Source organism: Streptomyces sp. NPDC043908 (assembly GCF_056435525.1).
Window position 1 is genome coordinate 356,266 of the sequence record NZ_JBWKEI010000008.1, and the last position, 24,035, is coordinate 380,300.

Sequence of the window (24,035 nt, forward strand, 5' to 3'; positions counted from 1 at the left end):
CGGGGAACTGCGCGACCAGCCGCCAACAACCCGCAGACAAAGTCCCGGCCCCCGGGCAATCAGGGGCGCGGGGAACTGCGCGCTCAGCCACAGACGGGCCGCAGACGAACCCCTGGCCAAAGCCGCTTCGCGGACTGACCCCACGTCACGACCCCATCACGATCACCCAGTTGACAGCGAACGCGGTATTGCGGGGCCCCCGCACCCGGCGTAGGACTGTCCGGACGGGACGACGACCTCGGTGAGCGGGAGGCGGCACACTCATGCGTACAGGCCGGAAGTTGGTCGGGATGGCCATCGTCGGGGCGCTCGCCCTCACCGCCACCGCCTGCGGGGACGACAAGAAGGACGACGAGACGAAACCGGCGCCCGGCAAGTCCGGCACGGCGGCCGCCGTCACCCTCCCCCGCCTTGACGGGCAGAAGATCGAAGTGGCCGCGGTGTGGACCGGCCCCGAGCAGGCCAACTTCGTCAAGGTGCTGAAGGAGTTCGAGAGCCGTACCGGCGCCACCGTCACGTTCGTCCCCGCCCAGGACCCCATCGTCAACTTCCTCGGCACCAAGATCGCCGGTGGCAGCCCGCCGGACGTGGCCATGCTGCCGCAGGTCGGCGCCATCCAGCAGGCCGTGCAGAAGAAGTGGGTCAAGCCCGTCGGCCCGGACGCCAAGGCCCAGCTCGCCAAGAACTACAGCAAGGTCTGGCAGGACCTGGGCGCGGTCGACGGCACCCAGTACGCCGTGTACTTCAAGGCCGCCAACAAGTCCCTGGTCTGGTACAACACCAAGGTCTTCGACACCGCGGGCGCCCAGGTCCCCAAGACCTGGAAGGACTTCCTGGCCACCGCCGACACCATCTCCGCCTCCGGCGTCACCCCGGTCTCCGTCGGCGGCGCCGACGGCTGGACCCTCACCGACTGGTTCGAGAACATCTACCTCTCCCAGGCGGGCCCGGAGAAGTACGACCAGTTGGCCAAGCACCAGCTCAAGTGGACCGACCCGTCCGTGAAGGACGCCCTGACCACCCTCGGCCAGCTCTTCGGCAAGCCCGACCTCATCGCGGGCGGCGCGACCGGCGCGCTCCAGACCGAGTTCCCCGCCTCCGTCACCCAGACCTTCACCGGCGGCGACCAGCCCAAGGCGGGCATGGTCTTCGAGGGCGACTTCGTCGGCGTCAACATCGCGCAGACCAGCGCGAAAATCGGTACGGACGCGAAGGTCTTCCCGTTCCCCGCCGTCGGCGCCAAGGCGCCCGTCGTCACCGGCGGGGACGCGGCCGTCGCGCTCAAGGACACCAAGGGCGCCCAGGCCCTGCTCACCTGGCTGGCCTCGGCGGACGCCGCCAAGGTCTGGGCCTCGGCCGGCGGGTACATCTCGCCCAACAAGGCCACCGACCTCGCCGCGTACCCCAACGACGTCCAGCGCGACATCGCCAAGGCGCTGATCGCGGCCGGGGACGACGTACGGTTCGACATGTCCGACCAGGCCCCGCAGTCCTTCGGCGGCACGCCGGGCAAGGGCGAGTGGAAGGACCTCCAGGACTTCCTGAAGAACCCCAAGGACGTGAGCGGCGCCCAGGCCAGGCTGGAGGCCGACGCGGCCGCGGCGTACAAGAACTGATCCGGTCATGACCACCGCGCCGGTACCGCCGCCCGCCTCGCCCGCCCCGCTCCCTCCCCCGCCCTCCGCCGCCCCGCCAGGCCGCGGGACCGCCAGGAGCGTCACCGGGACGCGCGTCTACCTCGCCGCCGGGTTCCTGCTGCCCGCGCTCGTCCTGCTGGGCGCGCTGGTGGTCTATCCGATCGGGTACTCGGTCTACCGGTCGTTCTTCGACCGGTCCGGCGACGGTTTCGCCGGGATCGACAACTACAAGACGCTCTTCACCGACGACACCATCCTGAAGGCCGTCGAGAACAACGCGATCTGGGTGGTCTGCGCCCCGACCATCGCCACCGTCCTCGGGCTGATCTTCGCCGTACTGACCGAACGGGTGCGGTGGGGAACGGCGTTCAAGCTGATCGTCTTCATGCCGATGGTGATCTCGATGCTGGCCGCGGGGATCATCTTCCGGCTGGTGTACGAGCAGGACCCGGACCGGGGCGTCGCCAACGCCGTCTGGGTGGGGGTGCACGACACCTTCGCCGAGTCGGCCGGCTTCCCCCGGGCCCGTCCACTGCCCGCCGCCCCGCTCGGGCCGGGCGGCGGGGGCTCCTTCGTGACCAAGGACGCCGTCCGCGCCGGGCAGAGCGCGCTGCTGCCGCTCGTCGGGGTACCCGCCGAGAAGATGCCGTCGTCAGCGAAGCCGGCGCGGCCCGCCGCCGCCGGGCCCGGCGAGATCACCGGTACCGCGTGGCTCGACTTCACCAAGGGGGGCGGCGGCAGGCCCAACACCATCGATCCCAAGGAGCTGGGTCTCAAGGGCCTCAAGATCGAAGCCGTACGGGACGGCCGGGTCGTCGCGACCGCCACCGCCCGCGCGGACGGGACCTTCACGCTGCCCGCGAAGGCGGACGGGGCGAAGCTGCGGCTGCCCCGGAGCAACTTCCGCGAGCCCTACAACGGCGTGAACTGGCTCGGCCCGACCCTCGTCACCCCCGCCATCATCGGCTCGTACATCTGGATGTGGGCCGGGTTCGCGATGGTGCTCATCGCGGCCGGACTCGCCGGGCTGCCGCGCGAACTCCTTGAGGCGGCACGGGTGGACGGGGCCAACGAGTGGCAGGTGTTCCGGCGCGTGACCGTGCCGCTGCTCGCGCCCGTCCTCGCCGTGGTCCTGGTCACCCTGATGATCAACGTACTGAAGATCTTCGACCTGATCTTCATCATCGCGCCCGGCTCCAGCCAGGACGACGCCAACGTACTGGCGCTCCAGCTCTACCGCTCCTCGTTCGGCACGGACGCCGACCTGGGCGTCGGCAGCGCGATCGCGGTCCTGCTGCTGGTCCTGGTCATACCGGTGATGCTCTTCAACATCCGCAGGATGCGGCGGGAGGCCAAGCGATGACGACGAGCCACGCCGTCACCACCCCCTGCCGGGGGCCCGGGGGTCGCCCCCCGGGACAGCACAGCAACATCCGCGGGATGCGGCGGGAGGCCAAGCGATGACGACGAGCCACGCCGTCACCACCCCCTGCCGGGGGTCCGGGGGTCGCCCCCCGGGACAGCACAGCAACATCCGCAGGATGCGGCGGGAGGCCAAGCGATGACGACGAGCCACTCCGTCACCACCCCCTGCCGGGGGCCCGGGGGTCGCCCCCCGGGACAGCACAGCAACATCCGCGGGATGCGGCGGGAGGCCGGGCGATGACAGTCGTGGGGGTCGTCAAGGCCAAGCAGTCGCTGCCCGCCCGGATCGCCGCCCGGGCCGGTGGCGGGGCGCTGCGCGTCTTCCTCGTCCTGGTCGGGCTGTTCTGGCTGATGCCGACCGTCGGGCTGCTGCTGTCCTCGCTGCGCGGCTCCTCCGACATCGCCGCCAGCGGCTGGTGGAAGGTCATCACCGAGCCCTCCCAGCTCACCTTCCACAACTACTCCAGCCTGCTGGACAACAGCACGATCACCGACTCGCTGCTGTCCACCGTGATCATCACCGTGCCCGCGACCGTCCTGGTCGTCGTCATCGGCTCGTTCGCCGGATACGCCTTCGCGTGGATGGACTTCCCGGGCCGGGACTGGTGGTTCATGGTCGTGGTGAGCCTGCTCGTCGTCCCCGTCCAGGTCGCCCTCGTCCCCGTCGCCAAGCTCTTCGGCAAGATCGGCATCTTCGAGACCACGGTCGGTGTCATCACCTTCCACGTCGCCTTCGGCCTGCCCTTCGCGATCTTCCTGCTGCGGAACTTCTTCGCGGAGATCCCCCGGGAGCTCCTGGAGGCCGCGCGGCTCGACGGGGCGGGCGAGGTCCGCCTGTTCACCCGGGTCGTCCTGCCGCTGGGCGGCCCCGCGATCGCCTCGCTCGGCATCTTCCAGTTCCTGTGGGTGTGGAACGACATGCTGGTGGCGCTGATCTTCGCGGACTCCAAGCACCCGCCGATCACGGTCGCCCTCCAGCAGCAGGTACGGCAGTTCGGCAACAACATCGACGTCCTGGCGCCCGGTGCCTTCGTCTCCATGGTCATCCCGCTGGCCGTCTTCTTCGCGTTCCAGCGGCAGTTCGTCTCGGGGGTGATGGCGGGCGCCGTCAAGTAGCCGGCCAGGGCCCGGCGGCGCGGTCGGGGCGACGCGGTCCGGGCGGCGGGGTGCGGGCGAAACGGTTGGGGCGGCGCGGTCCGGGTGTCCGCGTCCGGGCGGCGCGTTCGGGTGTCCGCGTCCGGGCGCCCGCGTCAAGCGTGCGCCACGGCTTCACCCCGCGTGCCTCCCCGGCGTAACCCGTTCGCGCCATCCGCCGTTCTACGGGCCATGCCCCGGTTCAGCGTGATCGTTCCCGTGTTCAAGGTCCAGGCCCATCTCCACGACTGTCTGGGCTCGGTGCTGAGCCAGTCGTACGACGATCTGGAACTGATCGCGGTGGACGACTGCTCGCCGGACGCGTCCGGCGCGATCCTCGACGAACACGCCGCCCGCGACCGCCGCGTCACCGCCCTGCACCTGGGCTCCACCACGGGCCCCGGCCCCGCCCGGAACGCCGGTCTCGCCCACGCCACCGGCGACTACGTGCTCTTCCTCGACGCCGACGACGCCCTCGCCCCGGGCGCCCTCCAGGCCGTCGCGGACCGGCTCAAGGAGACCGGCGACCCGGACGTGCTGGTCTACGACCACGCGCGCTACGCCCACGCGCGGACGTCCCCGTCGGGCGAGCGGGTCCGCGACCCGGCCGCCGCGCAGCTCACCGAGACCGGTCCCGCCACCTTCCGGCTCGCGGACCGGCCGGGGCTGCTCAGGCTCACGGGCGCGGTGTGGAACAAGGCGTACCGCCGCGCGTTCGTCGAGGAGCAGGGCCTCGGCTTCACCACCGGCTGCTACGAGGACGTGCCGTGGACGTATCCGGCGCTGATGGCCGCCGGGACGCTCGCCACCCTGGACCGGGTCTGCGTCCACCACCGCGAACGCCGCCACGGCGGCTTGCTGTCCACCACCGGCCGCCGCCACTTCGACCTCTTCGAGCAGTACGAGAGGGTGTTCGCGTTCATCGACGAGCGCCCCGAACTGGCCTCGCTGCGCCCGCTGATGTTCCGGCGGATGGCCGACCACTTCCTGGCCGTGTTCACCACCCGGGCGCGGCTGCCGCGCGGCAGCCGCGCCGAGTTCTTCCGGCGTGCCCGCGCCCAGTACCGCCGCCACCGCGTCCCCGGCGGCGGCCCGCGCACCCTGCGCGTCCGGGTGCGGCACGGCCTGGTGCGGCTCGGCGCCCACCGGGCTCTGCTGGGGCTTGAGGCGCTCGGCGCCGTGCGCGCCCGCGCGCGACGGTCGCTGCGCGCGCTCGGCCGCGCCCTGCGCTCGGGAGTGCTCCACCTGCACTACCGGATCCAACTGCGGCTGCCGCTGCGGGACGAGGCGGTCTTCAGCGCGTACGGGAACGGGGGGTACGCCTGCAACCCGGCCGCGATCGAGGCGAAGGTGCGCGAGCTGGTGCCCCGGGTGCGCACCACCTGGGTAGCGGCGCCCGCGCACCTGCACACGGTGCCGCCCGCGACGGCCAGGGTGGCGCCGGACACCTTCGCGTACTGGACGGCGCTGGCCCGGGCCACGTACCTGGTCAGCAACGTGGAGTTCGACGGCCGGCTGGTCAAGCGGAAGGGCCAGGTGCTGCTCCAGACCCATCACGGCACCCCGCTCAAGACCATGGGCCTGGACCTGATGGACCGTCCGGCGGCCGCCCGCGACACCGACTTCGCCGCCCTGGTCGCCGACAGCGACATGTGGGACTACAGCCTCTCCGCCAACCTCCACTCCACCCTCACCTGGGAGCGCACGCGCCCCTCGGGTTGCACCACGCTCGAATACGGTTATCCGCGCAACGACGTCTTCCACCGGGCGAGCGCGGCGGACGTGGCCCGGCTCCGCGACGGCCTGGGCATCCCCGCGGGCGCCACCGCCGTCCTGTACGCGCCGACGCACCGCGACTACCGGCGCGGCCAGCACCGCCCCCTCGACCTGGAGCGCGTGGCCCGGACCCTCGGCCCCGGCGTCGTGCTGCTCACCCGTGCCCACCCCGCGTACGGCGCGCCGCTGGCCGAGGTCACGCACCCGCGGATCATCGACGTCAGCGGGCACCGGTCGGTCGAGCAGCTGTGCCTGGCCGCCGACGCGCTGGTCACCGACTACTCCTCACTGATGTTCGACTACGCCAACCTGGACCGTCCGATCGTCATCCACGCCGACGACTGGGAAGCCTACGAGGCGGTCCGCGGCACCTACTTCGACCTGCGGGCCTTCCCGCCGGGCGCGGTCGCCCGCACCGAGGACGAGCTGATCGACATCTTCTCCACCGGCCACTGGCGCGGCTCCCGCTCGGCCCAGCTGCGGGCCGCGTTCCGGGCCAGGTTCTGTCCGCACGACGACGGGCACGCGGCGGAGCGGGTGGTGCGCCGGGTCTTCCTCGACCAGAGCGGCGGCCGGCCGCCGGTGGTGCCGCTGGAGGACCGCCGCCCCGCGCCCGCGCCTGCGGCCGCGGCCCGGCGCGAACCGGCGGGGCTGGTCTAGCGCCCCTCGGGCCCCGCGCCGGTCACGGGGACCACCTTCCCGCCGGCGGACGGGCGCGGTCGCGCTCCCGCCGACGGACGGGGGCGGTCGCGACGCCCGCGTGCTCAACCCCGAAGGCGGGGGCGGTCACCTCGGCCCGTCCATCCGGGTGGCGGGGCGCGGGCCGTGGCAGTGGGGGCGGTCGCGACGCCCGCGCGCGCCGCTCCCCGGGCGGCCCCGGGTCCTCGACCGGCTGACGGCGGGCTGCTGATCGGGTGATGGAGATGGGATGCCGGTGCGGATCAGCGCCCCCAAGGAACCGATGACCTGTGCGCACCTCTCCTCCCGCCGGTCCCGCCCGGCTTCCGGCACCCCGGCGCGCGGCCGCCCGCCCCGCCGACGCGCCGCCCCCGGGCCCCACCTGGCGCGTCACGCCCTACTTCGTGCTGGGCGGGGTGTTCTGGGTGGTGATGTCGGCGGCGGCCTGGCGGGTGCCGTTCTGCTGCGACCTGGGCACGCACGCCGCCGTGGTGGAGCGTCTGAAGGCCGATCTGCTGGCCCCGGCCCACCCGATGGCGGACCTGCCGGGCGCGGGCAGCCCGTACTTCTCGCCGTACTCCGTGGTCCAGGGCCTGTTCGCGCACCTCACCGGGCTGCCGGGCCGGATGGTGGTCCGGCTCTTCGGGCCGCTCAACCTGCTGGTCCTGATCACCGGGCTCGGCCGCTTCACCCGGCTGTTCTCCCCGCGCGCGTGGGCGCCGGTGTTCGCGCTGGTCTTCTCGTCGGTGCTGTGGGGCACCGCGGTGACCTGGTGGAGCGGCTTCCTCGGCCTGCTCTCCATGACCGGCAACCTGTCCTACCCCAGTACCTTCGCCATCGGACTCACCTTCCACATCTGGGCCCTGGCGGGCCGGCTGACGGCACGTTCCTCCCGGACCGCCCGATGGCGGGCGGCCCCGCTGGAGTACGCCGCGCTCGGCGTGCTCACCGGCGTGGTCGTCCTCGTCCACCCGATCACCGCGATCGCCGCGGTGATCGGCACGGCCGGGCTCGCCCTCGCGCGGAAGGGGGCGTGGAACCGCGCGACGGCCGTCCACTGGGCGCTGGCGGGGGCGGGCGCGTTCGCGGTGGCCGTGACCTGGCCGTACTGCGACATCTTCACACTTGTCGGTGACACCGGCATCGATTCCATGCACAGGGCCCTGTACGAAAATCTGACCGGCCGCTACTGGCTGGCGGTGCTGCTCGGCGGCCCCGCCCTGCTGCTGCGCCTGCGCCGCGACCGGCGCGACCCGCTGGCGCTGATGACCCTGCTGTTCGCGCTGGTCGTCCTGTACGGCTGGGCCAGCGGCCACTACACCTACGGCCGGCTGCTCGCCCTCGCCCCGGTGCCCGCGCAGGTCGCGCTCGCCGTCGAAGTGGCCAGGCCGCGCCCCTGGTCGGCGGCCCGCCGCGCCCTGGCCCCGCTCGCGGCGGCCGGGGCGTGCCTCGGGTTCGTCTCGGCCCAGGCGGGAGCGGTGGCGCCGAGCCTGGGCGTACGGAGTGTGGAGCGCCCGCCGCACTGGGCCACGTACGGCTGGGCCGCCCAGCACATCCCGCCCGGGGAGACGGTGCTGGCGGACGGCTACTACGTAGTGCGCTCCCTGCCCGGGTACGGACCCTTCCTGGTGGCCCCGGTCTGGCCGGACCCGGCGCTCGCGGAGTCCGAACGGCTGCGCCGCAAAGCGGCGGTGGCGCGCTATCTGTCCCCGTCGACGCCGCGCCACGCGCGCGCGACCATCGCCCGGCGCTACGGAGTGCGCTGGCTGCTGCTCACACCGAAGGAGCGCCTGCCCGAGGAGGCGGTGGTGGTCGCGTTCAGCCCGCGCAGCGGGGAGGTGCTGGCCCGGGTCGCGTACTGAGCGCGGCGCGGCGCCCGGAGGGCGGCCGTCCGGGGGAACCATCCGGGCGGGGCGGGCGGCCCGCGGCCGGGGGAAGTCTCAGCCCGTCGCCTTCAGTGCCGCCACCGCCGACGTGGCCAGATCGTCCAGATAGCCCTTGGGCAGGTCGCCCCGGACCACCACAAGCCGCCAGTACAGCGGCCCCACGATCAGGTCGAGGGCGCGGTCCGGGTCGGTGCCCCCGGGGAGCTCGCCGCGCTCCACGGCCTCGCGCACGACGACCGCCGCGACGCCCTTCTGCCCGTCGAGCAGCGCCTCCTTGATGGCGTCGGCGATCTCCGGGTGCCGGACGGACTCCACCAGCAGGTCCGGGATCACCTGGGAGGCGACCGGGTGGCGCAGGGCGAGCGACGCCACCGCCAGCAGCGCCCGGACGTCCCCGTACAGCGAGCCGGTGTGCGGCACCGGGAGGCCCTGTGCGGCGAAGGCGGACACCAGGTCGAGGACCAGGCTCAGCTTGGACTTCCAGCGGCGGTAGACGGCCGTCTTGCCCACTCCGGCGCGGCGCGCGATGCCCTCGATCGACATCCGGGCGAACCCGACCGCCGCCAGCTCCTCGAACACGGCCTTGCGGATGGCCTCGGTCACGTCCGAGCGCAGCACGGCGGCGCCGGCCGGGGCACGGCGCTGGGGTTCGGCGGGGGCCGGGGCGTCCGAGTTGGTCATGTCGTGAGCATAGCGATACGACGGGACGGTTGCGTTGCGACGTCGGGGCGTCCTACTCTCGCCGTGACGACGATACGGTCCCGTCCCGTCGTCACCCCGGGTTCACCACCCGGCCACGCCCCGGCCACGAAGGCACCCCCGGCCGGGAGACACACCCCGGGGCCGGACCGCGCGCCCCCGCCCGGCCCGACAGCCCGTCCGTCCGTCCGCCCGCGAAGCCACGTCGAAAGCGACCGTTGTGAGCCAGACCGCAGCACCGCCGGCCCCGCCCGCCCCCGCGCAGGACACCCGGCCCGCCGATCCCGACCAGGGCCTGAGCGCCGCCGAACTGGCCGCCAAGTACGGCCTGACGGTCAGCGGCGCCCGGCCCTCGCTCAAGGAGTACGTCCACCAGCTCTGGGAGCGCCGCCACTTCATCTCGGCGTTCGCCACCGCCAAGCTCACCGCGCAGTACAGCGAGGCGAAGCTGGGCCAGATCTGGCAGCTGATGACGCCGCTGCTCAACGCGACGGTCTACTACTTCATCTTCGGCGTCCTGATGGGCACCAAGCAGGGCGTCCCGGACTACACCCCGTTCCTGGTGACCGGCGTCTTCATCTGGACCTTCACCGCCAACTCGATCATGTCGGGCACGCGCGCGATCACCGGCAACCTGGGCCTGGTGCGCGCCCTGCACTTCCCGCGCGCGTCCCTGCCCGTCGCGCTGGCGCTCCAGCAGCTCCAGCAACTGCTGTTCTCCATCGCCGCACTGGCCATGATCCTGGTCGCCGTCGGCGTCTATCCGGGGCTCTCCTGGCTGATCGCCGTGCCCGTGCTGGTCCTCCAGGCCATGTTCAACACCGGCCTCTCGCTCGCCATGGCCCGCGTCGCCAGCAGGACCCCGGACATCTCGCAGCTCATGCCGTTCGTCCTGCGCACCTGGATGTACGTCTCGGGCGTCATGTGGAGCCTGCCGCAGCTGATGACCCGCAGCTCGCTGCCGCACGGCCTGGTGCAGGTGCTCCAGTACAACCCGGCGGCCGTCTACATCGACCTGATGCGCTTCGCGCTGATCCACAGTTTCAAGGCGACCCAGCTCCCGCCGCACGTGTGGGCGGTCGCGGGCGGCTGGGCGCTCCTCGCCCTCGTCGCCGGGTTCGTCTACTTCTGGAAGGCAGAGGAGACGTACGGCCGTGGCTGACAGCACTCCCGCCGTGACCGGCACCGCCGCCGCGCTCGGCGCCCCCACCGTGATCGCCGACCAGGTCCACGTCGTCTACCGGGTGAACGGCGGCTCCTCCCAAGGAAGGGGCAGCGCGACCTCCGCGCTCAGCCGGATCGCCTCCCGCAGGGCCACCCCCGGCGTCCGCGAGGTGCACGCCGTCAAGGGCGTCAGCTTCGTCGCCCGCAAGGGTGAGGCGATCGGCCTGATCGGCTCCAACGGCTCGGGAAAGTCCACCCTCCTGAAGGCCGTCGCGGGCCTGCTCCCGACCAGGAGCGGCCGGATCTTCACCCAGGGCCAGCCGTCCCTGCTCGGCGTCAACGCGGCGCTGATGAACGACCTGACCGGCGAACGCAACGTCACCCTCGGCGGTCTCGCCATGGGCATGTCCCGCGAGGAGGTCAGGGACCGCTACGACGACATCGTCGACTTCTCCGGGATCAACGAGAAGGGCGACTTCATCTCGCTCCCGATGCGCACCTACTCCTCCGGCATGGGCGCCCGGCTGCGGTTCTCCATCGCCGCCGCCAAGTCCCACGACGTCCTCCTGATCGACGAGGCGCTGTCCACCGGCGACGCCCGCTTCCAGCGGCGCAACCGGGAGCGGATCGAGGAGCTGCGCGCCGAGGCGGGCACGGTCTTCCTGGTGAGCCACGGCAACGGCGCCATCAAGCAGACCTGCGACCGGGCCCTCTGGCTGGAGTCGGGAGTCCTGCGGATGGACGGCCCGGCCGACGAGGTGGTCGCGGCGTACGAGGAGTACACCGGAAAGAAATAATGCACAACCGGAAAAATTAGGGTCACACCGGTACGAATAAATATCCCAAAACGGACTAAACTTCTGGGCGATGACGACCCAGCAGCTGCGTGTCCAAACTCCGTCCACCGCCCCCCGGCCCGGGGCCGCAGACCGCCGCATCCGGTACGCCGCCCTCGCCGCCACCTGGCTCGCCACGCGCGCGTTGATGCTGTTCCTCCTCGTCGACGACTCCATCGGCGTCGGCGGGGTCAGCGGCGAGGTGTACGTGCTGTACCGCCAGTGGTACGGGCAGCTGACCGCCGGTCACTTCCCGTTCGGCGACCCCACCTGGCAGTACCCGCCGGGCGCCGGCGTGGTGATCCTCTCCCCCGCGCTGCTGCCGTTCCTCACCTTCTTCCAGGCGTTCGTCGGGCTCACCCTGGCGGCCGACGCGCTGATCACCGTCGCCCTCGTACGGGCCGGGTCCCGCCCGGGAGGCAGCGCGGCGGGCGTCTGGGCCTGGGTCGGCGGCCTGCCGCTGCTGCTCCACCTCCCCTACGGCCGCTACGACGTCCTGGTCACCGCCCCGGCCGTGGCCGCCCTGCTCTGCCTACGGCGCACGCCGCGCCTGAGCGGGGCGCTCGCCGGAGTCGGCGCGCTGGTCAAGGTGTGGCCCGCGCTGGCCCTGATCGGCACCCCGCGCGGTCGCACCACGCGCGCGTCGTGGACGGCGGCGCTCGGCGCGGCCGCCGCCCTGCTCGCCGTGCTCGCCCTCGGCTTCAGCCACACCCTGGACTTCCTGCGCCAGCAGGGCAGCCGGGGCGTGCAGATCGAATCGCTCGGCGGCACCGCCCTCCAGCTCGCACACCTCCTCGCGCACTGGCCGGGCCGCGTCGTCTACCGGTACGGCGCCATGGAGTTCACCGGCCCGTACGTCTCCTCCGTGGCCGGGCTCGCCCTCGCCCTGACCGCGCTCGCCTTCTGCTGGCTGCTGCTGTGGCGGGTCAGGGCGCGCCGCTGGACGGCGGCCACTCCGGCGGACGCGGCCCTGTGCGCGGTGCTGCTCTTCACCGTCACCAGCCGGGTGATCAGCCCGCAGTACCTGGTCTGGCTGCTCGGCCTGGCCGCCGTGTGCCTGACCTCCCGGCAGACCAGCCAGCGGCCCGTCGCGCTCCTGATGCTGCCCGCCGCCGCGTTGAGCGCCCTAGCCTTCCCGACCCTGTACGACCAGGTCATGGCCGGGACCCCGGTCGGCACCTCGCTGATGGTCCTGCGCAACGCGCTGCTGCTGGCCGCCGCGCTGCTCTCGTGCCGCAGGCTGTGGACGGCGACGACCGTGCCCTCCGCTGTCAGTGGGCCGCGATAGTCTCGTTCCCCATCGGCACGAAGGCCTCGGTAGCGCCGCAAGAGGCCCTGGGGGAAGGGGGATCGTGGTGTCCGACACCCGTTTTCCGCCGCTGCGCGCGGACGACCCGCGCCAGATCTCCGGCTATGTCCTGGAGGCCCGCATAGGCGAGGGCGGCATGGGCACCGTCTATCTCACCCGCACCCGGGGCAGCCAGCCGGTGGCGCTGAAACTGATCCGCAGGGAGTATGCGGAGAACGAGGAGTTCCGCCGCCGCTTCGCGCGCGAGGTCGAGGCCGCCCAGCGGGTGTACGGGGCACATGTCGCCCCTGTCCTGGACCACTCGGCGCAGGGCCCCCGCCCCTGGCTCGCCACCCGCTACATACCGGGCGTCCCGCTGGACGACGCTCTTCAGGCTCATGGACCGCTGCCGCCCGAAGCCGTGCTGCACCTGCTCGCCTGCGCGGCCCGCGCACTGGACTGCGTGCACCACGCCGGGGTGATCCACCGCGATGTGAAGCCCGGGAACCTGCTGCTCGCCGCCGACGGCCCCTGGCTGCTCGACTTCGGCATAGCCAAGGCCGCCGGGGCGGTCCGGCTCACCACCACCGGACGGCTGGTGGGCACCCCGAAGTACATGTCACCCGAGCACGCCCTGGGCCGCGAACTCACTCCCGCTGCCGACGTGTTCGCTCTCGGACTGCTCGCCGGCCTCGCCGCCACCGGGCAGCATCCGTACGGACGGGGCAGCGCCCTCGCGGTCGCCGCGCGCATCGCGGGCACCGACCGCGAGCCGCCGGACCTCGCGCCGTACCCCGAACCGCTGCGCGAGGTGCTCCGGCTCTGTCTGGCCGCCCGGCCCGAAGAGCGGCCCGGCGCGGCCGAGTTGGCGACGCTGTGCCGCCGGCTGTCCGGCCGGGGCCCGCTGGACTTCGCGGGCTGGCTGCCCGCGCCGCATCTGGCCGCGATCGGCGCGACCGAGACGGCGGCGAGGCTGCGGATGGCGCTGCCGGACGCGCCCACGGTCCCGGCGGTGCCCCCGACCGCGCCCCTGACCGTCCGCGACGCCGACGCGGCCGAGTTCATCCGGCGGGTGCGCGGGAGCAGGCGTTCCGAAGCTGAGTAGTACCGGCGGCGGCCGCCCGCGTAGGCTCTGCGCCCGCAGCAGTTGACGGCACGTCGGGTGCCATGGACGGGGGAGGAACCATCAGCAGATCCGGCGACACACTCAGGCCACTGGGACCCGAGGACCCGCGCGAGACCGCCGGCTACCAGCTCCTCGCCCGCATCGGCGAAGGCGGCATGGGCACGGTCTACCTCTCGCACACCCGCGGCGGCCAGCCGGTCGCGCTCAAGGTGATCCGCCGGGAGTACGGGCAGGACGCCGACTTCCGGCGCCGCTTCGAGCAGGAGGTGCAGGCCGCCCGCCGGGTGCAGGGCTACCACATCGTTCCGGTGGTGGACCACGACACCAGCGGCGCCCAGCCCTGGCTCGCCACGCAGTACGTGCCGGGCCTCTCCCTGCACGACGCGCTGACCTCGTTCGGCCCGCTGCCGCTGCCCGCCGTCTTCCAGCTCGTCGGCTGCGCCGCCCAGGCGCTGACCGCCGTCCACGCCGCCGGGGTCATCCACCGCGACCTGAAGCCCAGCAACGTCCTGCTCGGCTCCGGCGGCCCGTACGTGATCGACTTCGGCATCGCGCGCGCCGCCGACGCCACCCAGCTCACCGCGAGCGGCGGCATGATCGGCACGCCGCAGTACATGTCGCCCGAGCACGCGCTGGGCGAGCCGCTCACGTCCGCCACCGACGTGTTCTCGCTCGGTCTGATCGCGGCCGTCGCGGCCACCGGCCGCCACCCGTACGGCGACGGCGGCGCCATCACCGTGGCCGCGCAGATCGCCAACTCCGCCCACCGCCCGCCGGACCTGAGCGGCTACCCGGCGGAGCTGCGCCCGCTCCTCGAGTGCACGCTGACCGCCGATCCGGCGCAGCGCATCACCCCGGCCGACCTGGCCCCGCTCTGCGAGCAGGCGTCCGGGCGCGCCCTGCGCGACTTCAACGGCTGGCTGCCGGAGGCGTTGGCGGCGGAGATCGCCCGCAGCGAGCAGGCCGCCGCGACGCCCCCGAAGCCCACCCCGGCCCAGCCCCCGCTGCCGCCCACCACCTCCCCGGCTTCCCCGGCGATGCCCCCGGCCCCGCCGCAGACGGCCCCGCGGACACCGCCTCCGGCCACCCCGGCGCCGCCGCCCGCGGCCCCGCAGACGGGTCCCGCGACAGGTCCCCAGATGGCGCCCGGGACGGGCCCGCAGACCGGGTCCGTCCCGGGCTACGGGACGGCGTACGGCGCCCCGTACGACACGGCGTACGGGCAGGGCTACGGCACGGCGCAGCAGCCCTCCGTCCACCCGCACGGCCAGGCCCACCACGCCCAGGCCCCGCACGGCCAGGCCCACCATGCCCAGGCCCCGCACTCCCAGGCCCCGGCGCCGACCGCGCCGCAGAAGAAGCCCAGGCGCCGGCTCCGTACCGTCCTGATGGCGGCCACCCTGGTCGTGGCGGTCGGCGCGGGTGCCGCCGCCGCGGTCTGGCTCACCAAGAAGGACGACGACGGTGACCAGGCCAAGGGCGGCGGCTCCTCGTCGTCGCCCGTCGGCAGGAAGAACCCGCCGAAGCAGTCCCCCGTCGCCGCCACGCCCTCGGACGCTCCGAGCGACGACAGTTCGGTCCCGCCCGCCAACGTCACGTACACGGTGGTCTTCCAGGACAAGCCGATCACCGTACGGACCCCGGAGTCGCTCGCCACCACGCAGATCGACTTCGATGTGCCGGCCGTGGACCCGACGGGCAAGCTCGCCTACGACAACACCGAGTTCGAGGCGCGCGACGACCGGCTGGACTTCAAGCAGGCGCTGGGCAAGGCGAACGGCACCACGCCCGAGGCGTGCCGCGACGGCGCCCTCCAGAACCCGCTGCCCAACTCCGCCTCGGCCCAGGCGCTCAACGACGACCACCTGATCAAGGCGGGCGACACCATGTGCTCGCTGACCACCAAGGGCAATCTGGCCATGTGGCAGATCACCAAGGTGACGCCGTCCACGGACAAGAACATCCCGACGTTCGAGGGCACGGTCACGCTCTGGAAGGCGACGCGCTGACCTGGGCGAAGCCGCCCGAGGAAGCCTGTGGCCGAAGCCGACAGACGCAAGGGGGCGCCCACCACACGGTGGGCGCCCCCTTGCGCGGCGAAGCGCCTAGCTGTGCGTGCGCAGCAGCGTCCGCATCGTCCGCATCGCGACCGACAGGTTCGCCAGGTCGAAGGCGTCCGAGCCCTGGATCTCCTCCAGGGTGGTGCGGGCGCGGCCGAGGATCGCCGCGTTCTTCTCCTCCCAGGCCTTGAAGCGCTGCTCGGGCGACGCGACGCCGTCACCGGCCGCGAGCACGTCCTGCGTGAGGCCCGCGTGCGCCGCGTACAGGTCCTCGCGGATGGAGGCGCGGGCCATGGACTGCCAGCGGTCGGCCCGCGGCAGCTCGATGATCCGGTCCATCAGCTGGGTGATCCGCAGCCGGTCCGCGAGGTCGTAGTACACCTCGGCGACCGCCAGCGGGTCCTTGCCGGTACGGCCCGAGATCGCCACCACGTCCAGCGAGGGGAACGCGGAGGAGAACCCGGCGACCCGGCGCGCGAGCTCGTCCGGCACCCCGGCCTCGGTGAGCTCGTCCAGGATCGACTGGTACCACTCCAGGTCGGCGCCCTTGAGCAGGTTCGCCAGCTCGCCCCAGACCTTCTCGACGCCCTCGGCGAAGTCCGTGATGGTCTCGGCGATCTGGAGCGGCTGCGGCCGGTTGTTGAGCAGCCAGCGCGTGCCACGCTCGACGAGCCGGCGCGAGTGGAGCCGGATACGGGTCTGGACGTCGGCGTCGACCTGGTTGTCCAGCGCCTCCACCGCTTCCCACACCGCGCTCAGGCCGAAGATCTCGCGGGCCGCGGTCTGCGCCCGGACGATCTCCTCCATGGACGCGCCGGTCTCCTCCCGCAGCCGGTGCAGGAAGGTCGAACCGCCGGTGTTCACCGTGTCGTTGACCAGGACCGTGGTGACGATCTCGCGGCGCAGCGCGTGGCCGTCGATGGCCTCGGGGAACTTCTCCCGCAGCTGCTTCGGGAAGTAGGCGTGGAGCAGCTTCTGCAGGTACGGGTCGTCCGGCAGGTCCGTGTGGATCAGCTCGTCGGCCACCGTGATCTTGGTGTAGGCGAGCAGCACGGCGAGCTCGGGCTGGCTGAGGCCGCGCCCGTTGTTCAGCAGCTCGCGGATCTGGCGGTCGGTCGGCAGGAACTCCAGCGCCCGGTCCAGGTGGCCGTCGCGCCCGAGGCGGCGCATGAACCGCTGGTGGGCGTGGAGCAGCGACGGCGACTGCGCGACCGCGTTGGCCAGGGCGGTGTTCTGCGCGTAGTTGTTGCGCAGGACCAGGTGGCCGACCTCGTCGGTCATCTGGGCGAGGATCTTGTTGCGCTGCTTGACGGTCATGTCGCCGTCCGTGACCAGACCGTTGAGCAGGATCTTGATGTTCACCTCGTGGTCGGAGGTGTCCACGCCCGCGCTGTTGTCGATCGCGTCGGTGTTGACCTTGCCGCCGTTGCGGTCGAACTCGATCCGGCCGAGCTGGGTCAGACCCAGGTTGCCGCCCTCGCCGACGACCTTGACCCGCAGGTCCTCGCCGTTGACGCGGATCGCGTCGTTGGCCTTGTCGCCGACGTCCGCGTTGGACTCGGCGGAGGACTTCACATACGTACCGATGCCGCCGTTCCACAGCAGGTCCACCGGCGACTTGAGGATCGCCTGCATCAGCTCGGCGGGCGTCAGCTTGGTGACGCCGCCCTCGATGCCCAGGGCCGCGCGCATCTGCGCGTTGACCGGGATCGACTTGGCCGTACGCGGGTGGATGCCGCCGCCGACGGACAGCAGCTCCTTGTTGTAGTCCGCCCAGGAGCTGCGCGGCAGGTCGAAGAGGCGGCGGCGCTCGGCGTAGGAGACGGCCGCGTCCGGGCTGGGGTCGATGAAGATGTGGCGGTGGTCGAAGGCGGCGACCAGGCGGATGTGCTCGGAGAGCAGCATGCCGTTGCCGAACACGTCACCGGACATGTCACCGACGCCGACGACCGTGAAGTCCTCGCTCTGGGTGTCGTGGCCGAGCTCGCGGAAGTGCCGCTTGACGGACTCCCAGGCACCGCGCGCGGTGATGCCCATGCCCTTGTGGTCGTATCCGGCGGAGCCGCCGGAGGCGAACGCGTCACCGAGCCAGAAGTCGTAGCTGATCGCCACGTCGTTGGCGATGTCCGAGAAGGTCGCGGTGCCCTTGTCGGCGGCGACCACCAGGTAGGTGTCGTCCTCGTCGTGGCGCACCACGTCGGCCGGCGGCACGACCTCGCCCGCCACCAGGTTGTCGGTGATGTCGAGCAGCGCCGAGATGAACGTCTTGTACGAGGCGATGCCTTCGGCCAGCCACGCGTCGCGGTCCACGGACGGGTCCGGGAGCTGCTTGGCGACGAAGCCGCCCTTGGCGCCGACCGGCACGATGACGGTGTTCTTCACCATCTGCGCCTTGACCAGGCCGAGGATCTCCGTACGGAAGTCCTCACGCCGGTCGGACCAGCGCAGACCACCGCGCGCGACCTTGCCGAAGCGCAGGTGGACGCCCTCGACGCGGGGCGAGTACACCCAGATCTCGAACGCCGGGCGGGGCGCCGGCAGGTCCGGGATCGCCTGCGGGTCGAACTTCATCGAGACGTACGCGTGGGGGTTGCCCTCGGCGTTCTTCTGGAAGTAGTTCGTGCGCAGCGTCGCCTTGATGACGGTGAGGAAGGAGCGCAGGATGCGGTCCTCGTCGAGCGAGGCGACCTGGTCGAGCGCCCCGTCCAGCTCTTCGAGCAGTCCGTCGATGAGCTCGGTGCCCGCGCTCTGGCGGCCCGGCGACATCCGCGCCTCGAAGAGCGAGACCAGCAGCCGGGTGGTGTGGACGTTGTCGCGGAGGGTGTCCTCCATGTAGTCCTGGCTGAAGGTCGAACCGGCCTGGCGCAGGTACTTGGCGTAGGCGCGCAGCACCATCGCCTGGCGCCAGTTGAGCCCGGCGCGCAGCACCAGCGAGTTGAAGCCGTCGTTCTCGGCGGCGCCGGTCCAGGTGGCGGCGAAGGCCTCCTGGAAGCGCTCGCGGGCGTCGTCCGCGAGGTAGTCGCCGGTGCCGATGATCTTCTTGGGCAGGCGCAGGCCGAAGTCGTAGATCCACGCGTGCGTGCGGTCGGCGCACCGCAGCTCGTAGGGGCGCTCGTCGGTGACCTCCACGCCCAGGCGCTGGAGGACCGGCAGCACGGCCGAGAGCGAGACCTGCTCGCCGATGCGGTAGATCTTGAACCGGCGCTCGCCGGGGGCCGCGCCCACCGGCTCGTACAGCGAGAGCGCGAAGTCCTTGCGGCCGTGGGTGAGCTGTTCCAGGTGGACCAGGTCGGCGACGGCCGCGCGCGGCGAGTGGTCCGCCTTGTAGCCCTCGGGGAAGGCGTGGCCGTAGCGGCGCAGCAGCTCGGCGGCGCGCTCCTCGCCGCACTCGGCGTTCAGCGCGTCGGAGAAGCCGTCCGCCCAGGAGCGGGCGGCCTCCACCAGCCGGGCCTCGATGCGCTCGGTGTCGGCGTCGGTGAGGTCGGGCAGCTCGGTACCCGCGGGCACCCGCACCACGAAGTGGAGCCGGGAGAGGATCGACTCGGTGTTCCAGGCGGTGAAGTCGACGCTGATGCCGCCGAGCTCCTCCTTGAGGATGTCGATGAGCCGCAGCCGCACGCCCGTGGTGTAGCGGTCGCGGGGCAGGTAGATCAGCGCCGAGTAGTAGCGCCCGTACTCGTCCTGGCGCAGGTAGAGGCGCAGCCGGCGCCTCTCCTGGAGGTAGAGCACGGAGGTGACGATGGAGCGCAGCTGGTCGGCCGGGGTCTGGAACAGCTCGTCGCGCGGGTAGGTCTCCAGGATCTGGAGCAGGTCGCGGCCGTCGTGGCTGTTGGGCGAGAACCCGGCGCCGCGCAGCACCTCGGCGACCTTGCGGCGCACGACGGGGACGCGGCGGACCGACTCGGTGTACGCGGCCGAGGAGAACAGGCCGAGGAAGCGGCGCTCGCCGACCACGTTGCCCTCGTCGTCGAACTTCTTCACGCCGACGTAGTCGAGGTAGGAGGGGCGGTGCACGGTGGCCCGGCTGTTGGCCTTGGTGAGCACCAGGAGCTTGTGCTCGCGGGCCTTGGCGCGCGCGTCGGCGGGCAGCCGCTCGAAGGACGGGCTGACCGGGTGGCTGTCGTCGCCGCCGTGCTGCGGGTCGGAGCGCAGGATGCCGAGGCCGGTGCCGGGCACGGCCGCCAGCGAGTCGTCCTCGCGCAGCTCGTACTCGCGGTAGCCGAGGAAGGTGAAGTGGTCGTCGGAGAGCCAGCGCAGCAGCTCCCGGGCCTCGTCCACCTCCTCGTCGCGCAGATCGCCCGCCTTGGGCTCCTTGGGGAGCTCGTCGGCGATGCGCAGCGAGGCGTCGCGCATCTTCTCCCAGTCCTCGACGGCCTCCCGGACGTCGGAGAGCACCCGCAGCAGGTCGGCGGTGATCTGCTTGAGGTCGGCGCGGTCGGTCTCGCGGTCGATCTCGACGTGGATCCAGGACTCGACGAGCGCGTCGTGCGGCAGACCGCCGGCCTGCGCGGGGGCGTCCAGGACCTCGATGAGCTTGCCGGTCACGTCACGGCGGACCACCACCTGCGGGTGGATCACGACGTGGATGCCGCGGTTCTGGCGGGAGAGCTCGTTGGTGACCGAGTCCACCAGGAAGGGCATGTCGTCGGTCACGACCTCCACGACCGAGTGGCTGCACGTCCAGCCGTTCTCCTCGACCGTCGGAGTGTGCACCCGCACGCTCGCCGTGCCCTGGGGGCGGTTTTCAGCCAACCTGTAGTGCGACAGGGCTGCGCCGAAGACGTCGACCGGGTCGCGGTCGGCCAGGTCCTCGGGAGCGGTGTGCAGGTAGTAGCGCTGGAGGTACCCGAGGACGGCGTCCCGGGCAGGACCTTCCTCCCCCGCGGCCCCGATGGTGGCTTCCCGGTCCTGGGGGGCGCCCCCCAGACCGCCGGGGCCCCCCACCGGGCTGTTCTCAGCTACCCGGGCCGCCCGTGCGAGCAGCTCGGCCTTGGCTTCGTCCAGCTTGGTCTGCATGTCCTCTGGCTCCTGTCGCGCGCCATTGCGTGACGTAGGTAGAAGCGGCGCAACGCCACGACGCGGGGTGTCCGGTCGGAGTCGACGTTATGCCGCGATGAGAGATGCCCGGGTCGTTATTGGCCATTTTCGGCGAAGGGCCCGGGATACGGGAATCAGCGAGGGCCCGGGCACTGTGGCACTCCGGGCGCAGGGCAGGGGCGGCAGTGCCCCTGCGGGATATCGCGCTGATCACGGGTCAAGGCTATCGCCCCGCCCCCCCGAACCGTCATGAGCCGTATGTGTACAAAACCGGGGACCGAAGTTTGACACTCTGGACAGCGACGCGCGCCGCCCTGACGCCCTCTTGGCAAACCGGCCGGACCGGGGCACGTTGGCCCCGTACGCGCGGTACGCCTCGCGGCACCGCGCGCCGCACCCCGCACAGCCCGAGGAACAGCGGGGCGACGCGCCCCGCGCACCCTGTACGAGCCAGGCACGCACGGTCGACTCCGGGAGCACCGATGGCAGCCAAGATCCTGATCGTGACCGGCGACGCGGCGGAGTCGCTGGAGGTCCTCTACCCCTACCAGCGGCTGCGCGAGGAAGGCTACGACGTCCACATCGCCGCCCCCGCCCGCAAGAAGCTCCAGTTCGTCGTCCACGACTTCGAGCCGGGCTTCGACACCTACACCGAAAAGCCGGGCTACACCTGGCCGGCCGACCTGGCCTTCTCGGAAGTCGATCCCGGCCAGTACGCCGCCCTGGTGATCCCGGGCGGCCGGGCGCCGGAGTACCTGCGCAACGACCCCGAGCTGCGCAAACTCCTCAAGGCCTTCTTCGACACGGACAAGCCGGTCGCCCAGATCTGTCATGGCCCCCTCCTGACGGCGGCGATCGGCGGCCTCAGCGGCCGCCGGGTCACCGCGTACCCCGCCCTCGAACTCGACATGCAGGCCGCCGGGGCCGACTTCCGCGACGCGGAAACGGTCGTCGACGGCACCCTGGTCTCCGCCCGCGCCTGGCCGGACCACTCCACCTGGATGCGGGAGTTCCTCACGGTGCTGCGGGCGAAGGCGCCGGTGACGTAGGACTCGGGCGCGGACGCGGTCCGGTCGGGCACGGGCCGGCTCGGCCCGGCGCGGCCGGCTGGGCCCGGCGCGGGCACGCCTGGGCGGCCCCGTAGGGCCCGTGCGAGGCGCCCGAGGGCATCGCGCACGGGTGGCGGCGGCCCGGCTGACGGTCCCGTCCGCCCGCGTACGGCAGGAGGGCCCTCAGCCCGCCAGCGCCTCCGCCGTCTCGACCGCTTCCGCCAGCGTGTCCACCACCGGCACGCCCGCCAGCGCGAGGCTGGCACGGCTGTGCGACCCCCCGGTGTACAGCACCGCCCGCGCGCCCACATGGGCAGCCGCCACGGCGTCGTCCACCGCGTCCCCGATCACCACGATGCGGTCCGGGGATATGCCCTCGCCCGCCTCGCGCAGCAGGGTCAGATGCCGCACCATGTGCTCGGCCTTGCTGCCGTGCGAGGGACCGGTGCGCCCGTCCACCCGCACGAAGTGCTCGGTGATGCCGTGCCGCCGCACGATCGGCACCAGGTGCTCGTGCGGCGCCATCGACAGCAGCGACTGGCTGAGCCCGGCCGCCCGCCGCGCGGCGAGCAGTTCGGCCGCGCCCGCCGTGAGCGCGCAGGCGTCCGCCCGGAGCCAGTAGTGCTTGTGGAACGCGTCGTCCATCACGAGCCACTCCGCCTCGGTCGGCAGCCGCCCCATCAGCCGCTCGTAGAAGCGGGGTATCGGCACGCAGTACAGCTCGCGGTAGCGCTCCAGCGTGATCGGCGCGAGGCCGAGTTCCGCGAAGGCGGCGTTGGTCGCCTCGATGACCGTCGCGATGTCGTCGAGCAGTGTGCCGTTCCAGTCCCAGACCAGATGCGTCGTGCGCTTCCCCATGCGAGAACGGTACCCAGCGCCACTGACAACGGATCCGCCCGCGCCCCGGATCTGGTCGAGAGCGCAGGTCAGCGGGGTGTCAGCCGATGAGGTTGGGGATCTCCTGCACCCCGAACCACAGCAGTTCGTGGTCCTCGGCGCCGTCGACCGTGAACTGGGCGTCGTCGTCGCCCTGGTCCGCCGCGCCCAGCGCGTCGGCCGCCGCGGCGACGTCGGTGACCGCGTCGTCGGCGTCCACGTGTACCGCCGCGGCCTTGGCCAGCGGCACCGCGCCCGCGATCCGCACCTCGCCCAGCGCGCTCGCGTCCAGGCCGCGGTCCGGGTCGGCCGAGGCGGCGCCGTCGGGCACGTCCACGGCGACCACGACACGGCGCCTGGCGGCCCCCGGGTCCACGGCGAGCAGCCGGAGCGACGCCGCCGCGGCCCGGCTCAGCGCCGCGTACTCCAGCTCCTCGATGTCGTCCGAGACGTACCACTCGCGCAGCCCGGGCGTGACGGCGTAGGCGGTCAGCGGGCCGGGCCCGAGCTCTCCCGCCGCGTGCGCCGTCGCGAGCCCGGGGAGGGTCAGGGGGAGGTACACGCGCATGGCAGGCCGCTCTTTTCTGCTCGGAAGACGCCCTCAGGATACGTGTGGGAGTCCCCCTTCGGGTTGCCCGGACGGCCTCGGCGGCCCCGGGACGCCGGGCGACGGATGCCCCGGCGCCACCGGCCCCGCACGGCCCCGGATCACCCGGATAGGTGAACCTCCCGGGCCCCGCCACGCCCCTGCCGCCGCCCTTGCGACCGGCGCCGCCACCCCCGTACAAGATCCCCAACAGAAAGCTACTGGCCGGTATCAAAGGGGGCGACGGAGATGAACAGGACCGACAGGACGAGGACGGCCGCGCGGACCGACAGCACCCGGCCCGCGGGCCGCGGCGACCGCGTGGGACCCGGCAGGACCGCCGCCGTCTCCGCCTACTCCCGGCGCCAGCGGCTGCCGCGCTACTGGTTCGCCGAGCGCCTGCTCGCCGTCCTCAGCGGCCACCGCCCGGTCCACTGGATGCTGGGCCACACCGTCGGCGAGGCGTACGAGCAGCTGGTGCTCCTGGCCCCGGCCAGCCCGCTGCGGGCCTCGTGCCGGCCGGTGGTGCGCCACTGCGACGAGTACGTGCCCCGGCCGGGCGTCATCGAGGCCTTCGCGCGCATCGGCGCCGGCGACCACGTACGCGCCATGGCCTTCCGCCTGGAGCAGGGCGCCGACCTGCGCTGGCGGTGCGCGGCAGTAGAAGTGGGGGGGGGGAACCACCCTGGTCCCCTCCCCCACCCCCCACAAAAACCCCCCCCAACACGCCGTGACCCCCCTCTTTTTTTGGCCGCCACCCCTCTCTTTCTTGTCCTTT

15 protein-coding genes and 1 pseudogene are annotated in these 24,035 nt (G+C 72.6%); 12 read left to right on the forward strand and 4 right to left on the reverse strand.

Translation table 11 applies throughout. From position 1 onward, the window contains the following. Nucleotides 1–263: 263 nt before the first annotated feature. The 5 genes from AC069K_RS20155 (at nucleotide 264) to AC069K_RS20175 (ending at nucleotide 8,512) form a co-directional block, all read left to right on the forward strand. On the forward strand, nucleotides 264–1,616 hold the full coding sequence (locus tag AC069K_RS20155; RefSeq protein ID WP_365106944.1) for an ABC transporter substrate-binding protein: 1,353 nt from the start codon (nucleotides 264–266) through the stop codon (nucleotides 1,614–1,616). A 7-nt stretch (nucleotides 1,617–1,623) separates the two neighbouring features. Further along, a complete protein-coding gene (locus AC069K_RS20160; protein WP_478618034.1) occupies nucleotides 1,624–3,000 on the forward strand; it encodes a carbohydrate ABC transporter permease in 1,377 nt (458 codons plus the stop codon). Between the two features lie 299 nt (nucleotides 3,001–3,299). Further along, nucleotides 3,300–4,178 (forward strand): carbohydrate ABC transporter permease, encoded by an 879-nt coding sequence (locus tag AC069K_RS20165; RefSeq protein WP_478618037.1) that lies wholly within the window; start codon nucleotides 3,300–3,302, stop codon nucleotides 4,176–4,178. 210 nt (nucleotides 4,179–4,388) lie between these two features. Next, the gene (locus tag AC069K_RS20170; RefSeq protein ID WP_478618040.1) at nucleotides 4,389–6,632 is read left to right on the forward strand and encodes a bifunctional glycosyltransferase/CDP-glycerol:glycerophosphate glycerophosphotransferase; all 2,244 of its coding nucleotides are present in this window, start codon (nucleotides 4,389–4,391) and stop codon (nucleotides 6,630–6,632) included. A gap of 308 nt (nucleotides 6,633–6,940) precedes the next feature. Further along, nucleotides 6,941–8,512, forward strand: coding sequence for a hypothetical protein (locus AC069K_RS20175; RefSeq protein ID WP_478618043.1), 1,572 nt, complete (start codon nucleotides 6,941–6,943; stop codon nucleotides 8,510–8,512). A gap of 78 nt (nucleotides 8,513–8,590) precedes the next feature. Here AC069K_RS20175 and AC069K_RS20180 read toward each other — a convergent pair whose 3' ends face one another. Continuing rightward, a complete protein-coding gene (locus AC069K_RS20180) occupies nucleotides 8,591–9,217 on the reverse strand; it encodes a TetR/AcrR family transcriptional regulator (protein ID WP_478618046.1) in 627 nt (208 codons plus the stop codon). Between the two features lie 238 nt (nucleotides 9,218–9,455). Between AC069K_RS20180 and AC069K_RS20185 the strand changes: the two genes are divergently transcribed. From AC069K_RS20185 to AC069K_RS20205, 5 genes are all read left to right on the forward strand, one after another. Next, nucleotides 9,456–10,397, forward strand: coding sequence for an ABC transporter permease (locus tag AC069K_RS20185; RefSeq protein ID WP_478618049.1), 942 nt, complete (start codon nucleotides 9,456–9,458; stop codon nucleotides 10,395–10,397). Then, entirely contained in the window at nucleotides 10,390–11,196 is an 807-nt protein-coding gene (locus AC069K_RS20190; RefSeq protein ID WP_478618051.1) for an ABC transporter ATP-binding protein, read from the forward strand. Before AC069K_RS20185 ends, AC069K_RS20190 begins: the two co-directional genes overlap by 8 nt. Nucleotides 11,197–11,266: 70 nt before the next feature. Further along, entirely contained in the window at nucleotides 11,267–12,523 is a 1,257-nt protein-coding gene (locus AC069K_RS20195; RefSeq protein ID WP_478618054.1) for a glycosyltransferase 87 family protein, read from the forward strand. Nucleotides 12,524–12,590: 67 nt separating this feature from the next. After that, on the forward strand, nucleotides 12,591–13,628 hold the full coding sequence (locus tag AC069K_RS20200; protein WP_478618057.1) for a serine/threonine-protein kinase: 1,038 nt from the start codon (nucleotides 12,591–12,593) through the stop codon (nucleotides 13,626–13,628). Nucleotides 13,629–13,690: 62 nt separating this feature from the next. Further along, the gene (locus AC069K_RS20205; RefSeq protein WP_478618060.1) at nucleotides 13,691–15,658 is read left to right on the forward strand and encodes a serine/threonine-protein kinase; all 1,968 of its coding nucleotides are present in this window, start codon (nucleotides 13,691–13,693) and stop codon (nucleotides 15,656–15,658) included. Between the two features lie 96 nt (nucleotides 15,659–15,754). Here the strand turns inward: AC069K_RS20205 and AC069K_RS20210 are convergent, their stop codons facing one another. Continuing rightward, on the reverse strand, nucleotides 15,755–20,725 hold the full coding sequence (locus AC069K_RS20210; protein WP_478618063.1) for an NAD-glutamate dehydrogenase: 4,971 nt from the start codon (nucleotides 20,723–20,725) through the stop codon (nucleotides 15,755–15,757). Nucleotides 20,726–21,228: 503 nt separating this feature from the next. Between AC069K_RS20210 and AC069K_RS20215 the strand changes: the two genes are divergently transcribed. Beyond that, nucleotides 21,229–21,795 carry a DJ-1/PfpI family protein gene (locus AC069K_RS20215; protein ID WP_358836964.1) on the forward strand — a complete coding sequence of 189 codons (567 nt, stop codon included), beginning with the start codon at nucleotides 21,229–21,231 and terminating at the stop codon, nucleotides 21,793–21,795. A gap of 183 nt (nucleotides 21,796–21,978) precedes the next feature. Here the strand turns inward: AC069K_RS20215 and AC069K_RS20220 are convergent, their stop codons facing one another. Both AC069K_RS20220 and AC069K_RS20225 read right to left on the reverse strand, forming a co-directional pair. After that, on the reverse strand, nucleotides 21,979–22,653 hold the full coding sequence (locus AC069K_RS20220) for an HAD family hydrolase (protein WP_365106920.1): 675 nt from the start codon (nucleotides 22,651–22,653) through the stop codon (nucleotides 21,979–21,981). A 79-nt stretch (nucleotides 22,654–22,732) separates the two neighbouring features. Beyond that, nucleotides 22,733–23,239, reverse strand: coding sequence for a DUF6912 family protein (locus AC069K_RS20225; RefSeq protein ID WP_365106918.1), 507 nt, complete (start codon nucleotides 23,237–23,239; stop codon nucleotides 22,733–22,735). Nucleotides 23,240–23,506: 267 nt separating this feature from the next. Between AC069K_RS20225 and AC069K_RS20230 the strand changes: the two are divergent. Continuing rightward, nucleotides 23,507–23,932 (forward strand): annotated as a pseudogene (locus AC069K_RS20230) (Rv3235 family protein); the annotation flags it as partial. Between the last annotated feature and the right edge of the window lie 103 nt (nucleotides 23,933–24,035).

Bases quoted from the DNA above. Each gene is read 5' to 3' on its own strand.
- AC069K_RS20155 (WP_365106944.1), top strand. From the start codon at position 264: ATGCGTACAGGCCGGAAGTTGGTCGGGATGGCCATCGTCGGGGCGCTC.
- AC069K_RS20160 (WP_478618034.1), top strand. From the start codon at position 1,624: ATGACCACCGCGCCGGTACCGCCGCCCGCCTCGCCCGCCCCGCTCCCT.
- AC069K_RS20165 (WP_478618037.1), top strand. From the start codon at position 3,300: ATGACAGTCGTGGGGGTCGTCAAGGCCAAGCAGTCGCTGCCCGCCCGG.
- AC069K_RS20170 (WP_478618040.1), top strand. From the start codon at position 4,389: ATGCCCCGGTTCAGCGTGATCGTTCCCGTGTTCAAGGTCCAGGCCCAT.
- AC069K_RS20180 (WP_478618046.1), bottom strand. From the start codon at position 9,217: ATGACCAACTCGGACGCCCCGGCCCCCGCCGAACCCCAGCGCCGTGCC.
- AC069K_RS20195 (WP_478618054.1), top strand. From the start codon at position 11,267: ATGACGACCCAGCAGCTGCGTGTCCAAACTCCGTCCACCGCCCCCCGG.
- AC069K_RS20205 (WP_478618060.1), top strand. From the start codon at position 13,691: ATGGACGGGGGAGGAACCATCAGCAGATCCGGCGACACACTCAGGCCA.
- AC069K_RS20210 (WP_478618063.1), bottom strand. From the start codon at position 20,725: ATGCAGACCAAGCTGGACGAAGCCAAGGCCGAGCTGCTCGCACGGGCG.
- AC069K_RS20215 (WP_358836964.1), top strand. From the start codon at position 21,229: ATGGCAGCCAAGATCCTGATCGTGACCGGCGACGCGGCGGAGTCGCTG.
- AC069K_RS20220 (WP_365106920.1), bottom strand. From the start codon at position 22,653: ATGGGGAAGCGCACGACGCATCTGGTCTGGGACTGGAACGGCACACTG.
- AC069K_RS20225 (WP_365106918.1), bottom strand. From the start codon at position 23,239: ATGCGCGTGTACCTCCCCCTGACCCTCCCCGGGCTCGCGACGGCGCAC.